Origin of the sequence: Verrucosispora sp. WMMD703, assembly GCF_049178935.1 — a bacterium.
Taxonomy (GTDB): Bacteria; Actinomycetota; Actinomycetes; order Mycobacteriales; family Micromonosporaceae; genus Micromonospora; species Micromonospora sediminimaris.
In genome coordinates this window covers 1,583,984-1,603,690 of the sequence record NZ_JBMHMM010000004.1, presented here as the reverse complement: position 1 = coordinate 1,603,690, position 19,707 = coordinate 1,583,984, and the positions used below count along the sequence as shown (strand labels likewise).

Annotated in this window: 22 protein-coding genes; 13 read left to right on the top strand and 9 right to left on the bottom strand. The window is 71.5% G+C overall.

The features are described from left to right. Nucleotides 1–66: 66 nt before the first annotated feature. Entirely contained in the window at nt 67–1,077 is a 1,011-nt protein-coding gene (locus ACN26Z_RS07985) for a helix-turn-helix domain-containing protein (RefSeq protein ID WP_282239765.1), read from the top strand. Nucleotides 1,078–1,082: 5 nt separating this feature from the next. Here the strand turns inward: ACN26Z_RS07985 and ACN26Z_RS07980 are convergent, their stop codons facing one another. Together ACN26Z_RS07980 and ACN26Z_RS07975 are read right to left on the bottom strand one after the other, a co-directional pair. Beyond that, entirely contained in the window at nt 1,083–1,982 is a 900-nt protein-coding gene (locus ACN26Z_RS07980; RefSeq protein ID WP_282239766.1) for a ribokinase, read from the bottom strand. Between the two features lie 30 nt (nt 1,983–2,012). Beyond that, nucleotides 2,013–2,855 (bottom strand): ABC transporter ATP-binding protein, encoded by an 843-nt coding sequence (locus ACN26Z_RS07975; RefSeq protein ID WP_421460530.1) that lies wholly within the window; start codon nt 2,853–2,855, stop codon nt 2,013–2,015. Between the two features lie 102 nt (nt 2,856–2,957). Here ACN26Z_RS07975 and ACN26Z_RS07970 point away from each other — a divergent pair, with 102 nt between their 5' ends. Then, a complete protein-coding gene (locus ACN26Z_RS07970; protein ID WP_421460529.1) occupies nt 2,958–3,971 on the top strand; it encodes an ABC transporter ATP-binding protein in 1,014 nt (337 codons plus the stop codon). Continuing rightward, nucleotides 3,968–4,984 carry an ABC transporter permease subunit gene (locus tag ACN26Z_RS07965; RefSeq protein ID WP_421460528.1) on the top strand — a complete coding sequence of 339 codons (1,017 nt, stop codon included), beginning with the start codon at nt 3,968–3,970 and terminating at the stop codon, nt 4,982–4,984. The genes ACN26Z_RS07970 and ACN26Z_RS07965 overlap by 4 nt, the downstream gene beginning before the upstream one ends. Nucleotides 4,985–4,996: 12 nt before the next feature. Here the strand turns inward: ACN26Z_RS07965 and ACN26Z_RS07960 are convergent, their stop codons facing one another. Further along, nucleotides 4,997–6,169 (bottom strand): ROK family transcriptional regulator, encoded by a 1,173-nt coding sequence (locus tag ACN26Z_RS07960; RefSeq protein WP_093401814.1) that lies wholly within the window; start codon nt 6,167–6,169, stop codon nt 4,997–4,999. Between the two features lie 163 nt (nt 6,170–6,332). Between ACN26Z_RS07960 and ACN26Z_RS07955 the strand changes: the two genes are divergently transcribed. From ACN26Z_RS07955 to ACN26Z_RS07940, 4 genes are all read left to right on the top strand, one after another. Then, nucleotides 6,333–7,784 (top strand): glycoside hydrolase family 3 N-terminal domain-containing protein, encoded by a 1,452-nt coding sequence (locus tag ACN26Z_RS07955; RefSeq protein ID WP_421460526.1) that lies wholly within the window; start codon nt 6,333–6,335, stop codon nt 7,782–7,784. An 84-nt stretch (nt 7,785–7,868) separates the two neighbouring features. Further along, the gene (locus tag ACN26Z_RS07950; RefSeq protein ID WP_421460525.1) at nt 7,869–8,372 is read left to right on the top strand and encodes a hypothetical protein; all 504 of its coding nucleotides are present in this window, start codon (nt 7,869–7,871) and stop codon (nt 8,370–8,372) included. Then, nucleotides 8,369–8,863: a thiol-disulfide oxidoreductase DCC family protein gene (locus ACN26Z_RS07945; RefSeq protein ID WP_093401817.1), complete on the top strand. Its 495-nt coding sequence runs from the start codon at nt 8,369–8,371 to the stop codon at nt 8,861–8,863. The genes ACN26Z_RS07950 and ACN26Z_RS07945 overlap by 4 nt, the downstream gene beginning before the upstream one ends. Next, nucleotides 8,826–9,524, top strand: coding sequence for a TetR/AcrR family transcriptional regulator (locus tag ACN26Z_RS07940; RefSeq protein ID WP_282239772.1), 699 nt, complete (start codon nt 8,826–8,828; stop codon nt 9,522–9,524). Before ACN26Z_RS07945 ends, ACN26Z_RS07940 begins: the two co-directional genes overlap by 38 nt. A gap of 195 nt (nt 9,525–9,719) precedes the next feature. On the opposite strand, the gene ACN26Z_RS07935 is transcribed toward ACN26Z_RS07940, so the two are convergent. After that, nucleotides 9,720–10,379 carry a GNAT family N-acetyltransferase gene (locus tag ACN26Z_RS07935; protein WP_282240595.1) on the bottom strand — a complete coding sequence of 220 codons (660 nt, stop codon included), beginning with the start codon at nt 10,377–10,379 and terminating at the stop codon, nt 9,720–9,722. Nucleotides 10,380–10,534: 155 nt separating this feature from the next. Between ACN26Z_RS07935 and ACN26Z_RS07930 the strand changes: the two genes are divergently transcribed. Then, a complete protein-coding gene (locus tag ACN26Z_RS07930) occupies nt 10,535–10,723 on the top strand; it encodes a hypothetical protein (RefSeq protein ID WP_093401819.1) in 189 nt (62 codons plus the stop codon). 100 nt (nt 10,724–10,823) lie between these two features. Then, nucleotides 10,824–11,342, top strand: coding sequence for a hypothetical protein (locus ACN26Z_RS07925; RefSeq protein ID WP_282239773.1), 519 nt, complete (start codon nt 10,824–10,826; stop codon nt 11,340–11,342). A gap of 4 nt (nt 11,343–11,346) precedes the next feature. On the opposite strand, the gene ACN26Z_RS07920 is transcribed toward ACN26Z_RS07925, so the two are convergent. Beyond that, nucleotides 11,347–12,060 carry a Clp protease N-terminal domain-containing protein gene (locus tag ACN26Z_RS07920; RefSeq protein ID WP_421460523.1) on the bottom strand — a complete coding sequence of 238 codons (714 nt, stop codon included), beginning with the start codon at nt 12,058–12,060 and terminating at the stop codon, nt 11,347–11,349. Nucleotides 12,061–12,250: 190 nt separating this feature from the next. On the opposite strand from ACN26Z_RS07920, the gene ACN26Z_RS07915 reads away from it, so the two are divergent. The 3 genes from ACN26Z_RS07915 (at nt 12,251) to ACN26Z_RS07905 (ending at nt 15,233) form a co-directional block, all read left to right on the top strand. Then, the gene (locus ACN26Z_RS07915; protein ID WP_282239775.1) at nt 12,251–13,498 is read left to right on the top strand and encodes a ricin-type beta-trefoil lectin domain protein; all 1,248 of its coding nucleotides are present in this window, start codon (nt 12,251–12,253) and stop codon (nt 13,496–13,498) included. 129 nt (nt 13,499–13,627) lie between these two features. Further along, on the top strand, nt 13,628–14,371 hold the full coding sequence (locus tag ACN26Z_RS07910; RefSeq protein WP_421460521.1) for a hypothetical protein: 744 nt from the start codon (nt 13,628–13,630) through the stop codon (nt 14,369–14,371). 34 nt (nt 14,372–14,405) lie between these two features. Next, nucleotides 14,406–15,233, top strand: a complete 828-nt coding sequence (locus ACN26Z_RS07905) for a DUF72 domain-containing protein (RefSeq protein WP_421464568.1) — start codon at nt 14,406–14,408, stop codon at nt 15,231–15,233. A gap of 33 nt (nt 15,234–15,266) precedes the next feature. On the opposite strand, the gene ACN26Z_RS07900 is transcribed toward ACN26Z_RS07905, so the two are convergent. After that, a complete protein-coding gene (locus ACN26Z_RS07900; protein ID WP_421460518.1) occupies nt 15,267–16,277 on the bottom strand; it encodes an alpha/beta fold hydrolase in 1,011 nt (336 codons plus the stop codon). Between the two features lie 54 nt (nt 16,278–16,331). On the opposite strand from ACN26Z_RS07900, the gene ACN26Z_RS07895 reads away from it, so the two are divergent. Beyond that, nucleotides 16,332–16,925 carry a TetR/AcrR family transcriptional regulator gene (locus ACN26Z_RS07895; protein ID WP_282239779.1) on the top strand — a complete coding sequence of 198 codons (594 nt, stop codon included), beginning with the start codon at nt 16,332–16,334 and terminating at the stop codon, nt 16,923–16,925. Between the two features lie 21 nt (nt 16,926–16,946). On the opposite strand, the gene ACN26Z_RS07890 is transcribed toward ACN26Z_RS07895, so the two are convergent. The 3 genes from ACN26Z_RS07890 to ACN26Z_RS07880 all read right to left on the bottom strand — a co-directional run bounded on the left by ACN26Z_RS07890 (nt 16,947) and on the right by ACN26Z_RS07880 (nt 19,469). Further along, the gene (locus tag ACN26Z_RS07890) at nt 16,947–17,921 is read right to left on the bottom strand and encodes an NADPH:quinone reductase (protein ID WP_421460515.1); all 975 of its coding nucleotides are present in this window, start codon (nt 17,919–17,921) and stop codon (nt 16,947–16,949) included. Nucleotides 17,922–17,997: 76 nt separating this feature from the next. Next, on the bottom strand, nt 17,998–18,807 hold the full coding sequence (locus tag ACN26Z_RS07885; RefSeq protein ID WP_282239781.1) for a metallophosphoesterase family protein: 810 nt from the start codon (nt 18,805–18,807) through the stop codon (nt 17,998–18,000). A gap of 41 nt (nt 18,808–18,848) precedes the next feature. Continuing rightward, on the bottom strand, nt 18,849–19,469 hold the full coding sequence (locus ACN26Z_RS07880) for a hypothetical protein (protein ID WP_421460513.1): 621 nt from the start codon (nt 19,467–19,469) through the stop codon (nt 18,849–18,851). Nucleotides 19,470–19,707: the final 238 nt, after the last annotated feature.

Below are 19,707 nucleotides of genomic sequence, written 5' to 3'. Positions count from 1 at the left end.
GATCATCGACCGATGCCGGCCGGTGGAGCGAGTGGCGACAACGCCGTACTCCGCTAACATCCGGCCATGGGACCGGGTGACCGTAGCGTGGCTGTGCTCGCGTACCCGGGGATGTCGGGTTTCGAGACCGGGATCGTCACGGAGGTCTTCGGGCTGCCCCGGCCGGAGCTCGACGTGCCCTGGTACGACCTGCGGCTCTGCGCCGAGCGACCGGGCCCCGTGCCGTTGCTCGGCGGCGCCAGCCTGCACAGCCCGTACGGCCTCGACGTGCTGGCCGCCGCCGCGACCGTCATCGTTCCCGGCGTGCCCGACGTGCACGGCACACCGTCGCCGGAACTGGTCGCGGCGCTACGCCTGGCCCACCGGGCCGACGCCCGGCTGCTGTCCATCTGTTCAGGCGCCTTCGCGCTGGCCGGTGCCGGGCTGCTCGACGGTCGACGGGCCGCCACCCACTGGCGGTACGCCGACCTGCTGGCCCGCCGGTACCCGCGGGTCACGGTCGACGCCGACGTGCTGTATCTCGACGACGGGGACATCCTCACCAGCGCCGGCAGCGCCGCCGGCCTCGACCTGTGCGTGCACGTGGTGCGACGGGACCACGGCTCGGTCGTGGCCAACGCGGTCGCCCGCCGGCTGGTGATTCCGCCGCACCGTGACGGCGGCCAGGCCCAGTTCATCGAGGCGCCGGTGGCGACGGACCCGGACGACGACCGGATCGCCAGCAGCATCGACTGGGCGCTGGCCCACCTGACAGAGCCGCTCACGGTGGCCCGGCTGGCCCGGCAGGCGCACATGTCGACCCGCACCTACCTGCGGCATTTCGCGAGAGCCACCGGCACCAGCCCCATCCGCTGGCTGATCGAGCAACGGGTGCGGGCCAGCCTGGCGCTGCTCGAAACGACCGACACACCGGTCGGGCAGATCGCCACGGCCGTCGGCTTCGACGCCCCGGTGACCTACCGTCACCACTTCACCCGGGCGATGCGGACCTCACCGTCGGCGTACCGTCGCGCGTTCCGTACCGGCGTACCGGACGGGCGGCGGATGGGCCGGCCCGACCCGGCCGAGCGGCGCTGACCCGGTCAGGGCGCGGGTACGTAGAGCTGGTCGATCTCGACCCGGTGCGGCAACGAGACGCTGGCACCGAGCCGGCGTACGCAGGCGGCGCCGGCAGCCGAGGCCCAGCACACCGCGTCCACCAGGTCGCGTCCCTCACCCCAGGCCACCGCGAGCGCACCGGTGAAGGCGTCGCCGGCGGCCGTCGAATCGACAGTGTCCACAGTGACCGCCGGCACGTGCACCGCCGCGCCGTCCCGGTCGCCGTACCAGGCGCCCTGAGCGCCGAGGGTCAGCACCGCCCGGGGCACCAGGTCGAGCAGCGCTTGCGGATCCTCCCGACCCCGTCCGGTGTACGCCTGCGCCTCGTTCTCGTTGACGACCAGCACGTCCACGGCGGCGAGCAACTCCGGCGGAAGCCCCACGGCCGGTGCCGCGTTGAGCACCACCCGGGTCCCGGCGGCGCGGGCCGCAACCGCCGCCTGGGTCACCGTCTCCACCGGGATCTCCAGCTGCGCGACCAGCACATCGGCGTCGCGGACGGCGTCGAGTTCGGTCTCCGTCAGGTCGGTCAGCGACGTGTTGGCCCCCGGGGTCACCAGGATCGCGTTCTCGCCCTCGGCGTTGACCATGACCAGGGCCACCCCGGATGCGCCGTAAGTGGTGCGCAGCTGACTGGTGTCGACCCCGGCGGCGGTGATCCGGGCGCGCAGGGTCACCCCGAAGGCGTCCGAGCCGATCGCGCCCAGGAAGACGCTTGCGGCACCCGCTCTCGCGGCGGCGATGGCCTGGTTGGCGCCCTTGCCGCCGGGCACGGTGACGAAGTCGGTGCCGAGCCGGGTCTCCCCCGGACGGGGCAGCGCCTCGGCGGTGGCGACCAGGTCCATGTTGGCGCTGCCCACCACCACGACGCGGGTCTGTGGCACGGGCACCTCCCGGAGATGGCGGGCGTCGCCTCAGGCGGCGCGGGCGGTGTAGCGGTCGCCGTTGCGCTCGACGAGCAGCGGCAGCCCGAAGGTCTTTGTGAGATTGTCGGCGGTGAGGGTGTCGTCCAGCAGCCCCTGCGCCATCACGGCCCCGTCACGCAACAGCAGCGCGTGGGTGAAACCGGGGGGAATCTCCTCGACGTGGTGGGTGACCAGCACCAACGCCGGAGCGTCCGGATCGTGCGCCAGGTCGGCCAGGCGGGCGACCAGGTCCTCCCGGCCGCCCAGGTCCAGCCCGGCCGCCGGCTCGTCGAGCAGCAGCAGCTCCGGATCGGTCATCAGCGCCCGGGCGATCTGGGTCCGCTTGCGCTCCCCCTCCGACAGGGTGCCGTACGCCCGCTCGGCCAACCCGCTGACGCCCAGTTGGTCGAGCAACGCCCGGGCGCGGGCCTCGTCGGCCGGGTCGTAGCTCTCCCGCCACCGGCCGACCACCGACCAGGCGGCGGTCATCACCACGTCGACGACCCGCTCCTGAGCGGGCAACCGCTCGGCCAGCGCGGCGGTGGACAGGCCGATCCGGGTCCGCAACTCCATGACGTCGGTGCGGCCGATCCGCTCACCCAGCACGTGCGCGGTGCCGGTGGTCGGGTGCAGGCGTCCGGAGGCGATGTTGAGCAGGGTGGTCTTGCCGGCACCGTTGGGCCCCAGCACCACCCAGCGTTCGTCCAGTTCCACCCGCCAGTCGACGTCGTGCAGCAGGGCGGTGCCGGACCGGCGTACGGCGACGCCGTCGAGGCTGACCACCAGATCCGCGTCCACGGGCGAGGGGGCGGGTGCGGCGCCGGCGGCGCCAGGGATCAGGTCACCAGTCACCAGTCCATCCAACCACGCACCGCCGAGGTGCCCCCACGGGCGGGCGTCGCCGCCGTAGGGTGAGGCGCCGTGTCGTTGCTCACCCCACCCGGAGGACCGCCCATGACCAGTGGGGTCATCGAGATCGAAGGTCTCCGGAAGACCTTCCACAGCCTGCGGCGCGGGCGACGGGTCGCGGTCGACGGCTTCGATCTGCTGGTCGAGCCCGGCCAGGTGCACGGCTTCCTCGGGCCCAACGGGTCGGGAAAGACGACCACCCTGCGCGCGCTGCTCGGGCTGGTACGCGCCGACGACGGGCGGATGCGGGTGCTCCGCGCCAACGCGCCGGAGCAGTTGCCGCAGGTCGCCGGCCGGGTCGGGGCGATCGTGGAGAGCCCCCAGTTCTACGGCAACTTCACCGGCTACCGGACGCTGCGGCTGCTCGCCCTCGCCGGCGGCGTGCCGGTCGCCCGGGTCGACGAGGTGCTGGAGCAGGTCGGGCTGGCCGACCGGGGCGACGAGCGGGTCAAGGGCTACTCGCTGGGCATGAAGCAGCGACTGGCGGTGGCCTCGGCCCTGCTCAAGCGACCCGAGCTGCTGATACTTGACGAGCCGGCGAACGGGCTCGACCCGGCGGGCATCCGCGAGATGCGGGATCTCGTACGCGCGCTGGCCGCCAACGGCGTGACGGTGCTGCTCTCCAGCCACATCCTGGCCGAGATCCAACTGATCTGCGACCACGTCACGATCATCTCGCAGGGCCGGCGGGTGGCGGCGGGCCCGGTGGCGGAGGTGCTCGCCGGCTTCGACCACAACGAACACCTGGTCCGCGCCGACGACCTGGCCCGGGCCGAGGAGCTGTTGCTGGCCGCCGGGCTGACCGTCACCGGGCACCCCGACCATCTGGTGGTCAGTGGGGTGCCGGATCCGACCGCGGTCAGCCGGATGCTGGGCGAGCAGGGGGTCTGGGTACGCGAGCTGACGCCGCTGCGGCCGGATCTGGAGAGCGTCTTCCTGGAGCTGACCGGTACCCCGGCGCACCCGGGGGTGCCCCGGCAGGTGGACGGCTCGGCACCGCCCGGCGATCCGGCCGCCGACCAGGAGATCGATCTCGGGATGCGGGGAGTGGACGCGTGAACCTGATCCGTGCCGAGGTGGAGCGGCTCGGCGCCCGCCGCTTCGTCCAGCTGATGATCGTGCTGCTGATGCTGGCGTTCGGGGTGACCGCGGCGACCACGCTGGCCGGGTCGCACCAACCCTCCGCCGTCGAGCTGGCCGAGGCGCAGCGGCAGGCCGCCGCCAACCTGCGCGGCCTGGAGTTGCAGCACGAGCGGTGTCTGGCCCGGGATCGGGGCGAGCCGCTCCCCGACGACGAAGGTTTCTACCTGCCGCCGGACTGCTCCGAGCTGGATCCGGCGCTGCGGGACCGGTTGCCGGTGGCCGCCGACTACCTGACCGGGGTGTTCACCTTCACCCGGCAGGCCGAGCCGCTGCTCTACTTCCTGGTGGCGTACCTGGTGCTCTTCGGGTTCCTGGTCGGCGCCTCGTACATCGGTGCCGACCTGAACTCCGGCGGAGTGGTCAACCTGCTGCTGTGGCGACCCCGCCGGCTGACCGTGCTCGGGGCCAAGCTCGGCACGCTGCTCGGCGCGGTGCTGACGGTGTCGGTGCTCGCCACCCTCGCCTATCTCGTCACCTTCTGGGTCATCGCGCAGGTCGCCGGCTATCCCGGGCCGACAAACGTGGCCTTCTGGGCCGAGTTGGGCGCGATCTGGGGTCGTGGCTTGACGCTGGTGCTGCTCGCGGCGGCGACCGGCTTCGCCATCGCGACGATGGGGCGGCACACCGCGGCGGCGCTCGGCGCGGTGGCCGCGTACCTGGTGGTGTGGGAGCTGGGTGGGCGGATCGTGTTGCAGATCCTCGAGGTGGCCCGACCCGACCAGCTCATGCTCGCCAGCTACGTCGGCGCGTGGCTGGCCGGCGAGGTCAGATTCTGGGACAGCACCGCCTGCCGGACCGTCACCGACGGCTACTGCGACGGCAGCTACACGCTGACCTGGCAGCCGGCGCTGGCGGTGCTGCTGCTGCTGCTCACCGCCGGCCTCAGCGCCGCCGCCTTCGCCCTCTTCCGACGCCGCGACCTGATCTGACCCCGCGTGGGGTCAGCCGACTGTCGAGCCGAAGACCTCGTCGCGGACGGCGTCCAGGGCGGTGCGGAGGGCACCGTGCAGGATCGGCTCCTCGGTCAGACCGGTGGGTACCACCCGGGGGCGCACCAGGGTGATCGCGGCGACCTCGCGCTGCACCCGCTCGGCCAGGGCCGCCCCGCCGGCCTGCCCCACCTCCCCGGCGAGCACCACGAGCGGCGGGTCGAGCACCACGCAGGTGCTCGCCACGCCGAGGGCGAGCCGGCGGGCCACCTCGTCGAGCATCGGCTCACCCGAGGTGCCGGCCGCGATCGCGGCCCGGACCGCGTCGGCGGCGACGTCGGGGTAGCCGTGTTCCCGGGCCAGGGCGCGGATCGCGTCGGCGCCGGCCAACTGCTGGAAGGCCGGCTTCGCCCGGCGCGAAACGTCGCGCGGGATGGGTGCGCCGGGTACCGGCAGGTAGCCGATCTCACCGGCCGCACCGCTGCTGCCGTGGTGCAGCCGCCCGCCCAACATGATCGCCAGACCGACGCCGGCACCGACCCAGACCAGGACGAAGTCCGCCAAGCCCTGCGCCGCACCGGACTGCGCTTCGGCCACCGCGGCCAGGTTGACGTCGTTCTCGAAGACGACCGGGGTGTCCAGGTCGTCCCGCAACGCGGCGAGCAGACCCCGGTGCCAGCGGGGCAGGTTGTACGCGAAGGTGATGTCGCCGGTGCCCGGATCGACCAGGCCGGGGGTGCCGAGCACGATCCGGCGTACGCTCGACAGCTGTGCCCCGGCGCTGCCGGCCACCCGGACGACCGCGTTGTGCACCACGCCTACCGGGTCGTCGGTGTCCTGGGTGGACTGCTCGACCCGGCCGATGACGGCACCGGTGATGTCGGCGCAGGCGGCCACCACCCGCTCCGGACCGACGTCGACGCCGACCACGTGTGCGCTGCCGGGGCGTACGGCGTAGAGCTGCGCGTTCGGGCCTCGCCCGCCGGCCTGCTCGCCGACGCGGGCGACCAGTCCGCGTTCCTCCAGCCGCTCCACCAGTTGCGAGGCGGTGACCTTGGAGAGGCCGGTCAGCTCGCCGATCCGGGCCCGGGTCAGTGGCCCCTGCTCCAGCAGCAGTTCCAGCGCCGCGCGGTCGTTGAGGGCCCGCAACAGACGTGGGGTGCCGGGCAGCCGGGTCGCACTCATGCCATCTGTCCTCAAGTATTAGTTAACTTTGCTAACTGTACGATCTGTAGAACTGTGAACCGACAGGCGAACGGGTAAGCCGTAGCGTATCGGCCACGCGGGAACCCGACCCTCCGCCGACCCGGTACGAGATCCGCGCCGGCCGGCATCGAGAGGAGAGCACGTGGGGCAGGATCCAGGACTGCGCCGGCTGGCGTTGGGCACCCTGCTGGCCGCGTACCCGGGGCCGGTTCCGCCCGAGTGGGCCGTCGACCTGGTCGCCGACGGGCTCGCCGGACACACCCTGTTCGGCAGCAACGTCCACGGCCCGGCCCAGGTGTCGGCGAGTACCGCGGCGTTGCGGAGCGGCCGGTCCGACGTACTGATCGCCATCGACGAGGAGGGCGGCGACGTCACCCGACTGGCACACGCCACCGGCAGCCCGTACCCGGGCAACGCCGCGCTCGGCGCAGTCGGCGACGTGGCGCTGACCCGGCAGGTCTACCAGGCCATCGGCGCCGAGCTGGCCGGCCTGGGCATCACCCTCGACCTGGCGCCCACGGTCGACGTGAACACCGTCGACGACAACCCGATCATCGGCACCCGGTCCTTCGGCGCCGACCCGGTCAGCGTCGCCGCGCACGCCGCCGCCGCGACCGCCGGGCTCCAGGCCGCCGGGGTGGCGGCCTGCGCCAAGCACTTCCCCGGCCACGGGGCGACCGTGGCGGACTCCCACCACGAACTGCCCACCGTGGACGCCGCACCCGACCTGCTGCGCCAGCGGGATCTGCCGCCGTTCGCCGCGGTGGTCACCGCCGGGACGAAGGCGGTGATGACCGCGCACATCCGGGTACCCGCGCTGACCGGGGACGGGCCCGCCACGTTCAGCCGGGCCGCGCTTGTGGACCTGCTGCGCCACGAGTACGGCTTCGACGGCGTCATCGTCACCGACGCGCTGGAGATGAAGGGCGCGACCCTGGCCGCCGGCGGCATCGCCCCCGGCGCGGTACGCGCCCTCGCCGCCGGCGCCGATCTGCTCTGCATCGGGGCCAAGGTCGACGCCGACCTGGTCGAGCGGGTCGCCGCCGAGATCGTGGCCGCGCTCGGCGACGGTCGGCTGGAGCGAACCCGCGTCGAACAGGCCGCCGGGCGCAGCGCGGACCTCGCCGCCTGGACCCGGACCGCCCACCGCACCACCGCCACCCCCACCGACCTCGGGTACGCGGCAGCCCGCCGAGCCGTGCGGGTGGAGGGCGTGCCGACCGGAATGGACCGGTCGCTCGTGGTGCAGCTGCACGCCGACTCCACCATCGCCGAGGGCCGGGTGCCGTGGGGGCTCGGCCCGCACCTGGGCGGCACCGAGCAGATCCGGGTGGTGGCCGCCGAGACGGACCCCGCCGACCTGCGCCAGCGCGCCGGTGACCGGCCGGTCGTCCTGGTCGCCCGCCACCTGCACCGGCTGCCCGGCGGCCCGGAGCTGGCCAACGCGCTGGCCGCCACGCATCCGGTGGCAGTGGTCGAGATGGGCTGGCCGGCCACCTGGCGGCCCGACGCGGTGCGGGCCTTCGTCACCACGTACGGCGCGAGCCACGCCAACGGCCGCGCCGCCGCCGAGGTGCTCGGCCTGGCCCGCTGAGCCGACGCTCCATCTTGAACGCGTTCAACTTATGTCGTACGCTGACGTCCATCAAGTTGAACGCGTTCAAGATTGGGTCGACGCATGGACATCAAGGTCTGGATGTACCTGGTCTACCTGACGATCAGCATCGGTCTGACCGTCTGGGTGGCGCGGGCGCTCACTCGCAACGGCATGGTCTTCCTCGACGAGGTGTTCGCCGACGAACGCCTGGCGCGGGCGGTGAACAACCTCCTCGTGGTCGGCTTCTATCTCCTCAACCTCGGCTACGTCACGGTGGCGATGCGGCACTCCGAGCCCGTCGGCTCCACGAGCGTCGCCATGGAGGAACTCTCGCTGAAGGTCGGTCTGGTGCTGCTGGTGCTCGGCGCGCTGCACTTCTTCAACGTCTTCGCCCTGGGCCGCTACCGGCGAAACCGGCTGCGCCAGCTCGCCACCCACCCACCACTGGCCCCGGTCGGCCGGCTGCCGGTTCAGCACGCCTACCCACCGGTGTCGCCCGGGCCGGGCGCACCTGGACAGGGTGCCCCGCCGGCCGGGCAGGGCCAGGCCGACCCGCCGGCTCCGGCCGCGCCGCCGGCCCGATGACCACCTCCGGCCGGGGCAGGATGGTGGGGCTGCCGGATGCCACCGCGCACGGGGGTGGTGGCCTCCGCAGCCTCACCGTTCTCTACGACGCGCACTGCCCACTGTGCCGGGCCGCGCGCGGCTGGCTGTCGTCGCGCCCGCAGCTCGTACCGCTGGAGTTCGTGCCGGCCGGGTCGGCGGCTGCCCGGCTGCGCTTTCCGAGCCTGGACCACGACGCCACGCTGCGCGACCTCACGGTGATCGCCGACACCGGCGAGGTGTACGCGGGCGACGGTGCCTGGTTCGCGTGCCTGTGGGCGCTGGCCGACCACCGGGAGACGGCCCAGCGCCTCGCCCGCCCCCACCTGCTGCCGCTGGCCCGACGGGTGGTGGCCGCCGCGTCGGCGGTACGCGAACGGGTCCGGGAACCGTCGCCGGAGCCGACCGACGGTGCGGCGGGATACGGTGACCGGAATGACCGACCAGACTGTGCCGACGACCGCTGCGGGTGAGGCGGCGACCGCCCGGGGCGAGCAGACACGGCAGCTGATCCTGGAGACCGCGATGCGGTTGTTCCGCGAACGCGGTTACGCCCGCACCACCATGCGCGCCATCGCGACGGAGGCCGGCGTCGCGGTCGGCAACGCCTACTACTACTTCCAGTCGAAGGAACACCTGATCCAGGAGTTCTACGCCCGGACGCAGACGGAGCATCGAACGGCGGCCCAGCCGGTGCTCGAACGCGAATCCGACTTCGCCGCCCGGCTGGCCGGGGTGCTGCACGCGGGTATCGACGTGCTGACCCCGTCACACGAGTTCGCCGCGAGCTTCTTCAAGACCGCTGCGGAACCGACCTCCCCGCTGAGCCCCTTCTCCGCGGAGTCCTCCGGTCCCCGCGAGGCGTCCATCGGCCTCTACGCCGACGTGCTCGCCGGCTCCACCGCCAAGGTCGACGCGGAGCTGCGTCCCCAGCTGCCCGAGCTGCTCTGGCTCGCCTACATGGGCGTGGTGCTCTTCTGGGTCTACGACCGCTCGCCGGGACAGGCCCGGACCCGGCAACTGATCGACGGCGCGGTGCCGCTCGTCGACCGACTGGTGAGGCTGTCACGACTGCGCGTGCTGCGGCCGGTGACGCAACAGGTCGTCAGCCTGATTCACACCCTGCGTCACTGAGCGGGCTGAGCGGGAGAACACGCTTCTGCCCAGGTCAAGTCCGCAATTGGACAGCAACGAGACGGCGGCGACAACTTGCCGAGCGGGTTCTGCATACGTAGCGTGATCGGCATTGAGCCTCACGCGGACCTGGGGGGAGGCTGCGGACCGTGGATCCGGCCCGGGATCCACGGTCCGCGCTCTGCCGGTCGGTGTTCAGTTCGGGTAGACGCCGTAGGACCGCCAGCCGCGGTCGGGGAATCCAGCGGCCTCCGCCACCCGCGCCGACGCGCCGTTGCGCCGGTCGTGCAGGTAGGTGGGGACAGCGCCGTCGTCGAGCACTCGGCGGGCAGCCTGGGCCACCAGCCGCCGGGCCAGCCCGCGTCCGCGAGCCGCCGGGACGGTGCCCACCGCCAACTCGTGTCCGTGCCGGTCATGCCGTTTGATGCCGACGCCGGCCAGGTAGCGGCCCCGCTGGTCGCGCACGATGAGCACCGACCGGTCGAACAGCCGCAGCCAGGAGGGCAGGCCGGCGGTGGTGGGCGGCACCCACTCACCGACGTCCGGCAGTGCCGTCGGCGCCACACTCCACCGGAACACGTCGTCGTGCACCGCCCAACCCGGATAGCCGACCGCCGCCGGCAACGCGCTCAGCAGACCGTCCGGGCGCCGCGCCAGCTCACGAACGGCCGCGATCCGATCGGGCGCCACGGAGAGCACGCCGCTGGCCCCGGCGTGGACCGCGATGGCGGGGCGCGGCCGACCGTCCCACGCGGGTCGGGTGCGCCGCCCGGACCCGACCACGTGCAGGCCCGGGCCGGCCGGCCACTGTCCCAGCCAGGTCGCCAGGTGCAGGTGCAGCCGCCGATCGAGCATCAACGCCTCCCGGTCCGTCACCGCCGACGCCGCTCACCGTACGACGACGCGGTCGATTCGGGGCGTAGGTGGGTCCGATCCGGGGAACCTTAACGATCTATCGACCGTCATATCCATTTCCATACATGGACAACATTATTTGGAACGGTGGGGGCATGCAGAAACAGCCGCAGGACCGTGATCAGCAGGACCCCGAGCGCGCCTGGCGCAACCACCGGCTCACCGGCCGCTTTCCGGCCCAGGCGGCGTACCGCGGTCACCGGACCCGCCCCGGCACGCTCTCCTGGTGCGAGCTGAACAGCCTGCCCGCCGGCCCCGTTCGGCACCACCTGAACCCGCACTGACACACCAGGCTGTAAGGCGGCGAGCCACCGCGCGCTTTCGCACACCTGTCGGGTAACGTCTGCTGGTCCTTCGACGGTCACGACGGGAGCTGGCACATCCATGGGCAAGAAGACGATCCACGTCTCCGACTTCAGCGGCACGGTGCTGGGTGCCGACGACGAGGCCGTTCGCATCGTCGTTCTCGAGCACCCTGACCTGGTGGCCGGGCCCGTGCAACTGGACGCCACTCCGGTGGAGGTGGAGAGCATCGACGACGCGGCGCTGGACGTGGCGGTGGTCGAGATCCACGACCGGCACGGCCACGGCGAGCCACGTCGGGTGGTGCTGACCGCGAGCGAGTTCGACGCGATGGCCACCGACGTGCCGATGGCGCAGCTGCTGAAGACCGCCGAGCGGGTACGCCCGCCGAAGGCCCGCCGCAGCGCCGAGAAGGTCGACTACGGCACGATCGAGCACGCGGGCCGGCCGCACCGGGGGCGGGTCACCGAGGAGGAGTCCCGGTTGGTGCGCGAGCGGCTCGACGAGGTGAACAAGCGCCTCGCCGACGCCGGGTTGCGCCAGATCGATCCGGCCGACCCGGAGCACGCCGCCCGGTACGGCTTCCCCGTCGAGCCCTGATCGGCTATTCGAACGTCCGCAGTTTGGCCAGGGCCGCCGCGATGTTCGCCTCGATGGCGACCTTGTCCACACCGAGGCCGGTGAGCACACCCTCGCCGTTCTCCTGCTCCAGCAGGGCCAGCAGGATGTGCTCGGTGCCGATGTAGTTGTGCCCGAGCCGCAGCGCCTCACGGAAGGTCAACTCCAGCGCCTTCTTGCCGGCGGCGTCGTATGGAATCAGGTCCGGGACCTCGTCCGAGGATGGCGGCAGCGCCGCCGTGGCGGCCTCCCGCACGGCTTCGACCGACACACCACTGGCGGCCAGCGCCTTGGCGGCCAGCGCCTCCGGTTCGGCCAGCAGGCCGAGCACCAGGTGCGCCGGGGTGATCTCGGCGTTACCTGCGGCCTTCGCCTCGTTCTGAGAGGCCATCACCACGTTGCGGGCGCGCGGGGTGAATCGCTGGAAGCCCTCCTGAGGGTCCATCGCCGCGCCGACGAAGCGCTTCTGGGCGGCCTGCTTGCTCACCCCCATGCTGCGGCCGATCTCGGTCCAGGACGCTCCGGAGCGCCGGGCCTGGTCCACGAAGTGGCCGATCAGATGGTCGGCCACGTCACCGATGTGATCGGCCACCATCACCGCGTCGGTCAGTTGATCAAGGGCGTCGGAGTGGGCCCGCTTGATGGCCTGGATCAGGTCGTCGAGCCGGACCGGGTTGTTCATCTGCACGGGTTCAGTCATGCGTCAACCTTAGGTTGACGATTGGCCTGCGTCAACCGCGGGTTGACGAACACGCGCAGGGCCACTATGCCGATGATCGTTGTTAACAACCTTGACTAATTCTTCCAAAATCGACAGACTCGGATTTGGAGAGCGCTCTCCACGCGCCTCGCCAGCGCATCCGTCCCTCCACCCCCGAGGAGATCCGATCGTGTACGCCATCTCCCGCAGCCTCCGGCGGGCAGCCGCCGCCCTGGGCGCGGCCCTCGTCACCAGCGCGCTCCTGCTACCCGTGCAGTCCGCACCAGCCGCCGCCGCGATCGGCGGGATCACCTGGCAGGACGAGTTCAACTCGCCGGCCGGCACCCCGGTCGACCAGTCCAAGTGGCGCTTCGACATCGGCGGCCACGGCTGGGGCAACAACGAACGGCAGTACTACACCAACAGCACCAGCAACGCGGTGCACGACGGTCAGGGCAACCTGGTCATCACCGCCCGCCGGGAGAATCCGGCCAACTACCAGTGCCACTACGGCCGGTGTGAGTACACCTCGGCCCGGCTGCTGACCGCGGCCACCTTCAGCCAGGCGTACGGCCGGTTCGAGGCGCGCATCAAGATCCCCCGTGGGCAGGGCATCTGGCCGGCGTTCTGGATGCTCGGGCGGGACTTCGGCGACGTCGGCTGGCCGGCCTCCGGCGAGATCGACATCATGGAGAACGTCGGGCGGGAGCCGAACACCGTGCACGGCACCATCCACGGGCCCGGCTACTCCGGCGGCGGCGGGATCACCGGCAGCCGCACCATCGGGCAGCCGCTTGCCGACACCTTCCACACCTACCGGGTGGACTGGGAGCCGAACATCATCCGCTGGTACCTCGACGGGTCGGAGTTCTTCCGGGTCGACCCGAGCCGGCTCGGCGGTAACCGCTGGGTCTTCGACCACCCCTTCTTCATGATCCTCAACGTGGCCGTCGGCGGTAACTGGCCCGGCTACCCCGACGGCAGCACCCAGTTCCCGCAGCAGATGCTCGTCGACTACGTCCGGGTCTACGGTCACGTGCCGGACGGCAACACCGGCACCACCCGGATCCGGGGGCAGCAAAGTGGCCGATGCATCGACATCCCCGGCGCCAACCCGGTCGACGGAGCGCCGCTGCAGGTCTGGGACTGCAACACCACCGCCGCGCAGGCGTGGACCTTCGCCGCCGACGGCACCATCCGCGCGATGGGCAAGTGCATGGACCCGGCCTGGGCCGGGACGGCCAACGGCACCGAGGTCAACCTCGTCACCTGCAACGGCAACCCGGCGCAACGATTCACCCTCAACGCCGCGGGCGACCTGGTCAACCTCAACGCGAACCGCTGCGTCGACGTACGCGACAACAACCCGAACAACGGCGGCCGGCTGCAACTGTGGGACTGCGCCGGCACCCCCAACCAGAAGTGGTCCCGAGCCTGAGACGACCGCCCGCGACAGATCGGTGGGCTCACCGCCACGCCCGGCGGTGAGCCCACCGGGCGTGGCGCGCGTAAGAGTCGGTGACAGACGGGTAGTAATCCGTGCGGTCATCGATGTACGGGAGGCGACGTGGAGAACACTCAGGCGGCCGGCGGACGACGGTTGTGGTGGGGGATCGGTGCGGCCGTACTGGTCATCGTGGTGGTGGCGGTTGCCACCTGGACGTGGGTGACGGTCCGGGGCGACGGCCGCAACGGGCACGTCGTCACCGGTGCCGTCGGCGATCTGCGGGAGGCCACCTTCGTCCTGCTCGACGGCGCCGACGTGGTCCGGGTGCGCACCGCCGACCTCGGCGACGACGCGTACCGGGTGTCGACCCCCCGCGACGCCAACGTCCGTCCCGCGGTCTCGTTCACCGACGGTAGCCTGCTGACCAGCCTCCGGGGCACCGACCGGGACGGCCCGGCGGTCGTGGAGGCGGTGCTGGCCGAGTCGGTCCGCTGGCACGTCCGACTCAACGGTGGTGCCAAGGAGCAGCAGCTCGACCTGCGCGGCGCGCAGGTCGGTGACATCGAGTTCACCGCCGGCGCGAACCGTGTCGAGCTGACGCTGCCGGCACCGGAGGGGACGCAGCGGACCATGCTCGGCGGCGGAGCGAGCCAGGTCGTCGTCCGCCTTGCCGGCGACGCGCCCGTGCAGGTACGCGTCGGCGGCGGCGCCGGTTCGGTCACCATCGACGGCACCAGCCACTCCGGGGTGGCCGGCGGCACCACCTTCACCCCGCCGGAGTGGAACTCCGCGACGGACCGCTACGACATCGACGCGACGGTTGGCGTTTCCACAATCACCGTCGAACGCGTCGACGCCGGCTGAGCAGGTGGCCATGCGACTGCACGTCGGGTGTGCGATGTGGACCCACCGGTCGTGGCAGGGGCGGCTGCTCCCCCATCCGCTGCCGGCGCAGGAACGGCTACGGCACTACGCCGGCTGGTGCGACGCGGTCGAGGGCAACACCACCTTCTACGCCACCCCGGCCCGCGAGACGGTCGTCTCGTGGGCGGAGCAGACCGGACCCGACTTTCGCTTCGTGGTGAAGCTGCCGAAGGTGGTCACCCAGGAACGCCGCCTCACTGACGTCGACCAGCCGATGCGCGCCTTCCTCGACGCGATCGAGCCACTCGGCTCCCGGGCGTACGCCCTCTGGGTGCAGTTGCCCGGCTCCTTCGGCCCGGACGACGTACCCACGCTCGCCCGTTTCCTGCGCCGCCTGCCCGCCGCCCACCGACCCGCCGTGGAGGTGCGCGACCCGGCCTTCTTCACCGACCCCCGGGCGACCCGGCTGCTGGAGACGACCCTGGCGGAGACGGACGCCGAGTGGATCCCGTTCGACACCACGGCGTTCTTCACCGAACCGCCGACCAGCGACGCCGAGCGGGACGCCTGGACGAAGAAGCCCAGGATGCCGCCGCGTACGGTCGCGCTCACCGCCCGGCCGATCGTCCGTTACCTCGGTCGCGACGACCCCGCGCGCACCGTCGAGGGCTGGCGGCGGTGGGTGGACGTGACCGCGGAGTGGCTGCGCGAGGGCCGGTCGCCTACCGTTTTCATCCACACCCCGGACAACGCCGACGCGCCGACCCTGGCCCGCCGCTTCCACGACGAGGTACGCGCCCGCGTACCGCAGCTGGCACCGCTGCCGGAACCGATCCCGGTCGAGCCCACCACCCTCTTCTGACCGTCGGACCCGCCCGGCCTCGATCAGCGGTGGTCAGACAGCCTCCTCGACGAAACCGGCGATATCGGCGGCGATCCGTTCGGGCTGCTCGCCGTTGACGGCATGGGAAGCACCCGGGTAGAGCCGGACCGTGCCCCGCGGCAGGGTCCGGCGGGCGGTCTCGACGGCCTGCTGCGGGTCGTGCATCACCGATTCACCAGCGATGATCGCCAGGACCGGCAGGTCGAGTCGACGGAGGCGTTCCTCGCTGATCCGCGTGGGCTGCGGCAGCCGGAGCTTGTAGTGCTGCATGCCGGCTTCGATCATGTCGGCGACCGGCTCGTCCTCGACCGGCGCCCCGCCAGCGGTGTACGAGTTGAAGCTGTCCCGCCACGATCTCGGCAGCCAGGGCAACGCGGCCGGGATGGAGCGCACGATCGTGCCGAACGGCATGTCGGCGAAGACGTACACCGGGTCGATGACGGTCATCGACGCGATGTGGTCCGGTCTGTGCAGGGCGAGGTTGACCGCGGTCCAGCCACCGATCGAGAGACCGACCAGGTGGAACTCGTCCGGTGGGAGCGCCTGGAGGGTCTGGTGCAACCACTCGGCCTGCGCCTCGTCGCTGTCGATCGGGCGATTCTGCACGCTCATGCCCGGCTCGCCGAGCAGGTCGACGGTGTAGACGTCGCCGATGGGCAGCAGCAGGGGCACGTTGTCAGCCCAGACCGGCGTGCCCGAGGCGTGCCCGGGCAGCAGCAGCAACGGGGTGCTCGTACCGCCGTCGTCCGCGCCGGTGCCGGCGAAGCGGTAGACGCGCACGATGCCGTAGTCGGTACGTACGTCGAAGGTCTCCGTCGGGTCGGGCAGGGCGGCGAAGGCCTCGGTGTAGGCCCGGAGGAACCGGTCCTGCCCGTCGGCGCTGTCCCAGTGGCCGATCGGCGCGGGCTGGCGAAGGGCGAAGGTGGCCACCAGCGCGATAAGTGCGAGCCCGGCCAGGACCAGACGCAGCCATCGTGACCTGGGCCTCAGCCGGTTGAGAGCCTTCATCAGCCTGGTCCGCACGACACACTCCTAACCGATCGGTAGATTTTTCGACCGTACGGTAGAATCTGGCGGGTGACAAGGAGACGAGAAGGCGCGACGGCGGAACCGACCCTGATCGAACGCGCCCGCCGCGCCCAACTGATCGAGGTCACCATCGAGTTGGTCGCCGACCGGGGCTACGCGGGCGCCTCACTGGCCGCCATCGCCGAACGCGCCGGCATCACCAAGGCCGCCGTGCTTTACCACTTCCCCACCAAGGCCGCCGTCGTACGCGCCGCACACGAACACGCCCTCGCCGCCCTCGTCGCAGACGTCGCCGGTGCGGTCGAGGCCGCCGACACCGCGAACCGGCCCGCCGCGTACGTCAGGTCGATGGTCGGGCACCTGCGGGAGCATCCCCGACACACTCGCATGATCATCGAGGCGATGGTCCACGACGACGGCGACCACGATCCGGCCGCCCGTTGGCGTCCCCTGGCCGAACTCATCGACGCGGCCCGGATCGCCCGTGGCGGCAGCGGCGACATCGACGTACGCACCACGGCGATCATCGTCGGTGGGGGCATCGACGCGATCGTCGCCGAGCAACTCCACGACCCCGACTACGACACGGCGGCGGCGGCCGAACACCTCGTCGAGATGCTCGACACGACTCTCGGACCGTGACGACGCGCACCACGCGCCAGCTCACGGCGTGATGACGACCCGCCGTCCGCGCAGCTCACCCTGCTCGATCATCCGGTGCGCCTCGGCGACCGCCGACAGCGGAATCCGTACCATGCCGCGTGGGGCCAACTCCCCGGCGACGAGCATCCGGTTGACGGTGCCGGCAGCCGCGGCCAACTCGGCAGTGGTGGCGCGGGAGATGACGAAGCCGGTGACCGTGCGATCGTTCAGGTAGAGGGGGCCGGCGGGTAGCACCGGCCTGGTGCGGGGTCCCGCCAGCAACACGATCCGGCCACGTATCCCGATCAGATCGACGATCGATTCAAGATCGTTCCGTCCCGACGTGTCGAGGTACAGGTCGATACCGTCAGGGCACACCGACCTCAACCGACCGATCAGATCGGGCGCCCGGTAGTCGAGAACCTCTGCGGCCCCGAGATGCCGGCAGTACTCGGCGTCCGCGGCGGACGCGGTGACCACGACGCGGGCACCAGCCGCCGTCGCGAGCGCCACAAGTGCCGAGCCGACGTTTCCGCCGCCACCGCCCACCAACACGGTCTCCCCGACCCGCAACCGCCCGTGCACCACAAGACCCAGGTAGGCGGTAGCGGCGGGGTGCAGCACGGCCACCGCGACCGCCGGATCGACAGCCGTCGGAAGTCGGTACAGCCGATCCGCCGGCACGACGGCCTGCTCGGCGGAGCTGCCCTGCCGGCCGTCGTGCCCGAGGCTGTTGCACCACACCAGGTCACCGACGCCGAAGCCGCTCACACCGGGCCCCAGCGCCGTCACCCGCCCGACCAGGTCACGGCCGACGATGAACGGCAACGGCAACGGCGTCGGGTACGCCCCGGAACGCACGAAGGTGTCGACCGGGTTGACTGTCGTCGCCAGGACGTCGACGAGGACATCGGTCGGACCGGGACGTGGCGCCGGCAGATCCCCGTACCGGATCACGTCGGCCGGACCCGGACCCTCTATGTAGGCGGCACGCATGCCGTCATTCTCGCGCCACGCGCTCGTCCTTCTCGCTCATTCACCGCCACCGCCGGGCACGGTCGTTCCGGACCGATCACTCGGCCGACGGACGCGGTCTCGGCTGCCGGTGGTACCTCGGTCCGGCCGGAGCGTGCATCGCGCCCCGGTAGATGCCGTGCCGCAGCTCGGAGACGTACCCATCCAACTCGGGCATGCCCAGCCGGGACGCCACGGCCAACTCGGCCTCGAAGTCGTACGGCACGCGGACGAACTGGATCGAGAACGGCGCGTCGGCCGCCGCGTCGAGGACACCTTCGAGGATCACGTAGACCGGGGTCGGATCGCCCATCGCATTGCCGACGCTGCCGGTGTTGAACAGGGTTCGGCGGTCCCGGTCCACCTCGTAGAACGGATCGTGGGTGTCGCCGTAGCCCACGACCGTGGGCTCCGGTCCGTCGCCGGTGGCCGGGGTGTTGGCGAACATGCCGAGGAACTCGGCCTCGTCGTGGTCGAACCGGACCCGACGGTGCACGCTTGTCGCCGACGCGTGGAAGAGCCGCACCCGCCGCCCGCTGAGCACAAAGTCGTGGCTGAACGGCAGGCCGCGCAGCCAGTCGCCCTGGCCGGCGGCGAGCTGCGCCAACCACCAGGCCATCGCCTCGTTGTCGTAGCTGCGGTCCGGGTCGGGGAGGAAGTCGTCCCAGTTGCCAAGGATGTTGACCTCACAGCGCTCCCTGCAGATCTCGACCACCTCGCGGCCACGCGGCCCCTTGCCGACGTAGTCGCCGAGGTTGAAGATCCGCTCGATGCCGCGTGCGTCGATGTCGGCCAGCACGGCCTCCAGCGCGGTCAGGTTGCCGTGGACGTCGGAGATCAGAGCGATGCGATCGAGGGGCCGGGCCACCGGCCGATCGTAGCTGCGGCAGTCCCGGTGCGGCGGCCTGCCTACAACCAGCCAACCTCGCGCAGTTCGGCAAGCAGTTGCGGGTCAAGGTCGTCCGGTTCGAGTACGTCCCCAGCGGGTGGCGGTTCGATCGGCTGCCGCCGGCCGAACGAGTGGTAGAGAAACTGCCACTGACCGGCGCCCGCTTCCGCCTGGTCGAAGTGCAGCGTCAGATTCGTGAGCCGGCCCTGCGCGTCGAGGGTGGCGTCGAAGGGCATCATCGTGTTCGTCGCCGACAGTTCCCTACGCAGCTCGACGGTCAGGTGAGGATGCCGACGTAGGTCGAGGACACCACGAACGGCTCGTTCGGTGACGAGCCGCAGCTCGACCGATGTCTTCACCAGTTCCTGCAGATTGTCCGTCGCCTGCGTACCGATGAAGAGCGAGGAGTCCGCACCCAGCAGGCGCGGCAGGTCGACCGGTAGCCACCCCTCGGGGGGCTCCCCGAAGCCGAAGATCCGCATCCAACTCTCTTCGTCGACGGTCTTGATCTCGATCCACTGGAAGTGGCCGGGTTGCCGAATGGGGAAGCGGATGGTCATGTCGCTCCGGCGTCTGGCCGGGTCCACCGTCATCTCGACCGTCGTACTGACCGACGCTCCCTCGACGTCACTGCGGGTCATGGTGAAACGTGTCGAGTAGGTGTCCTGGCCGACTTTCTTCGCACCCTCGTGCAGCCATGTGTGGAGGTCCTGCTGCACCGCGCCTGCCGACGGGCTCGGACCTGATGGTGGCGAGGCGGCGTCGGCACAGCCAGCCGCCAGGGCCAACGCGACAGCGGCACCTGCTGCCGCGGCCAACCTGCCCACTGCGCGGGCACCCGATCGCCCCAGCAACCGACCCGGCCCCGACCACACGCTG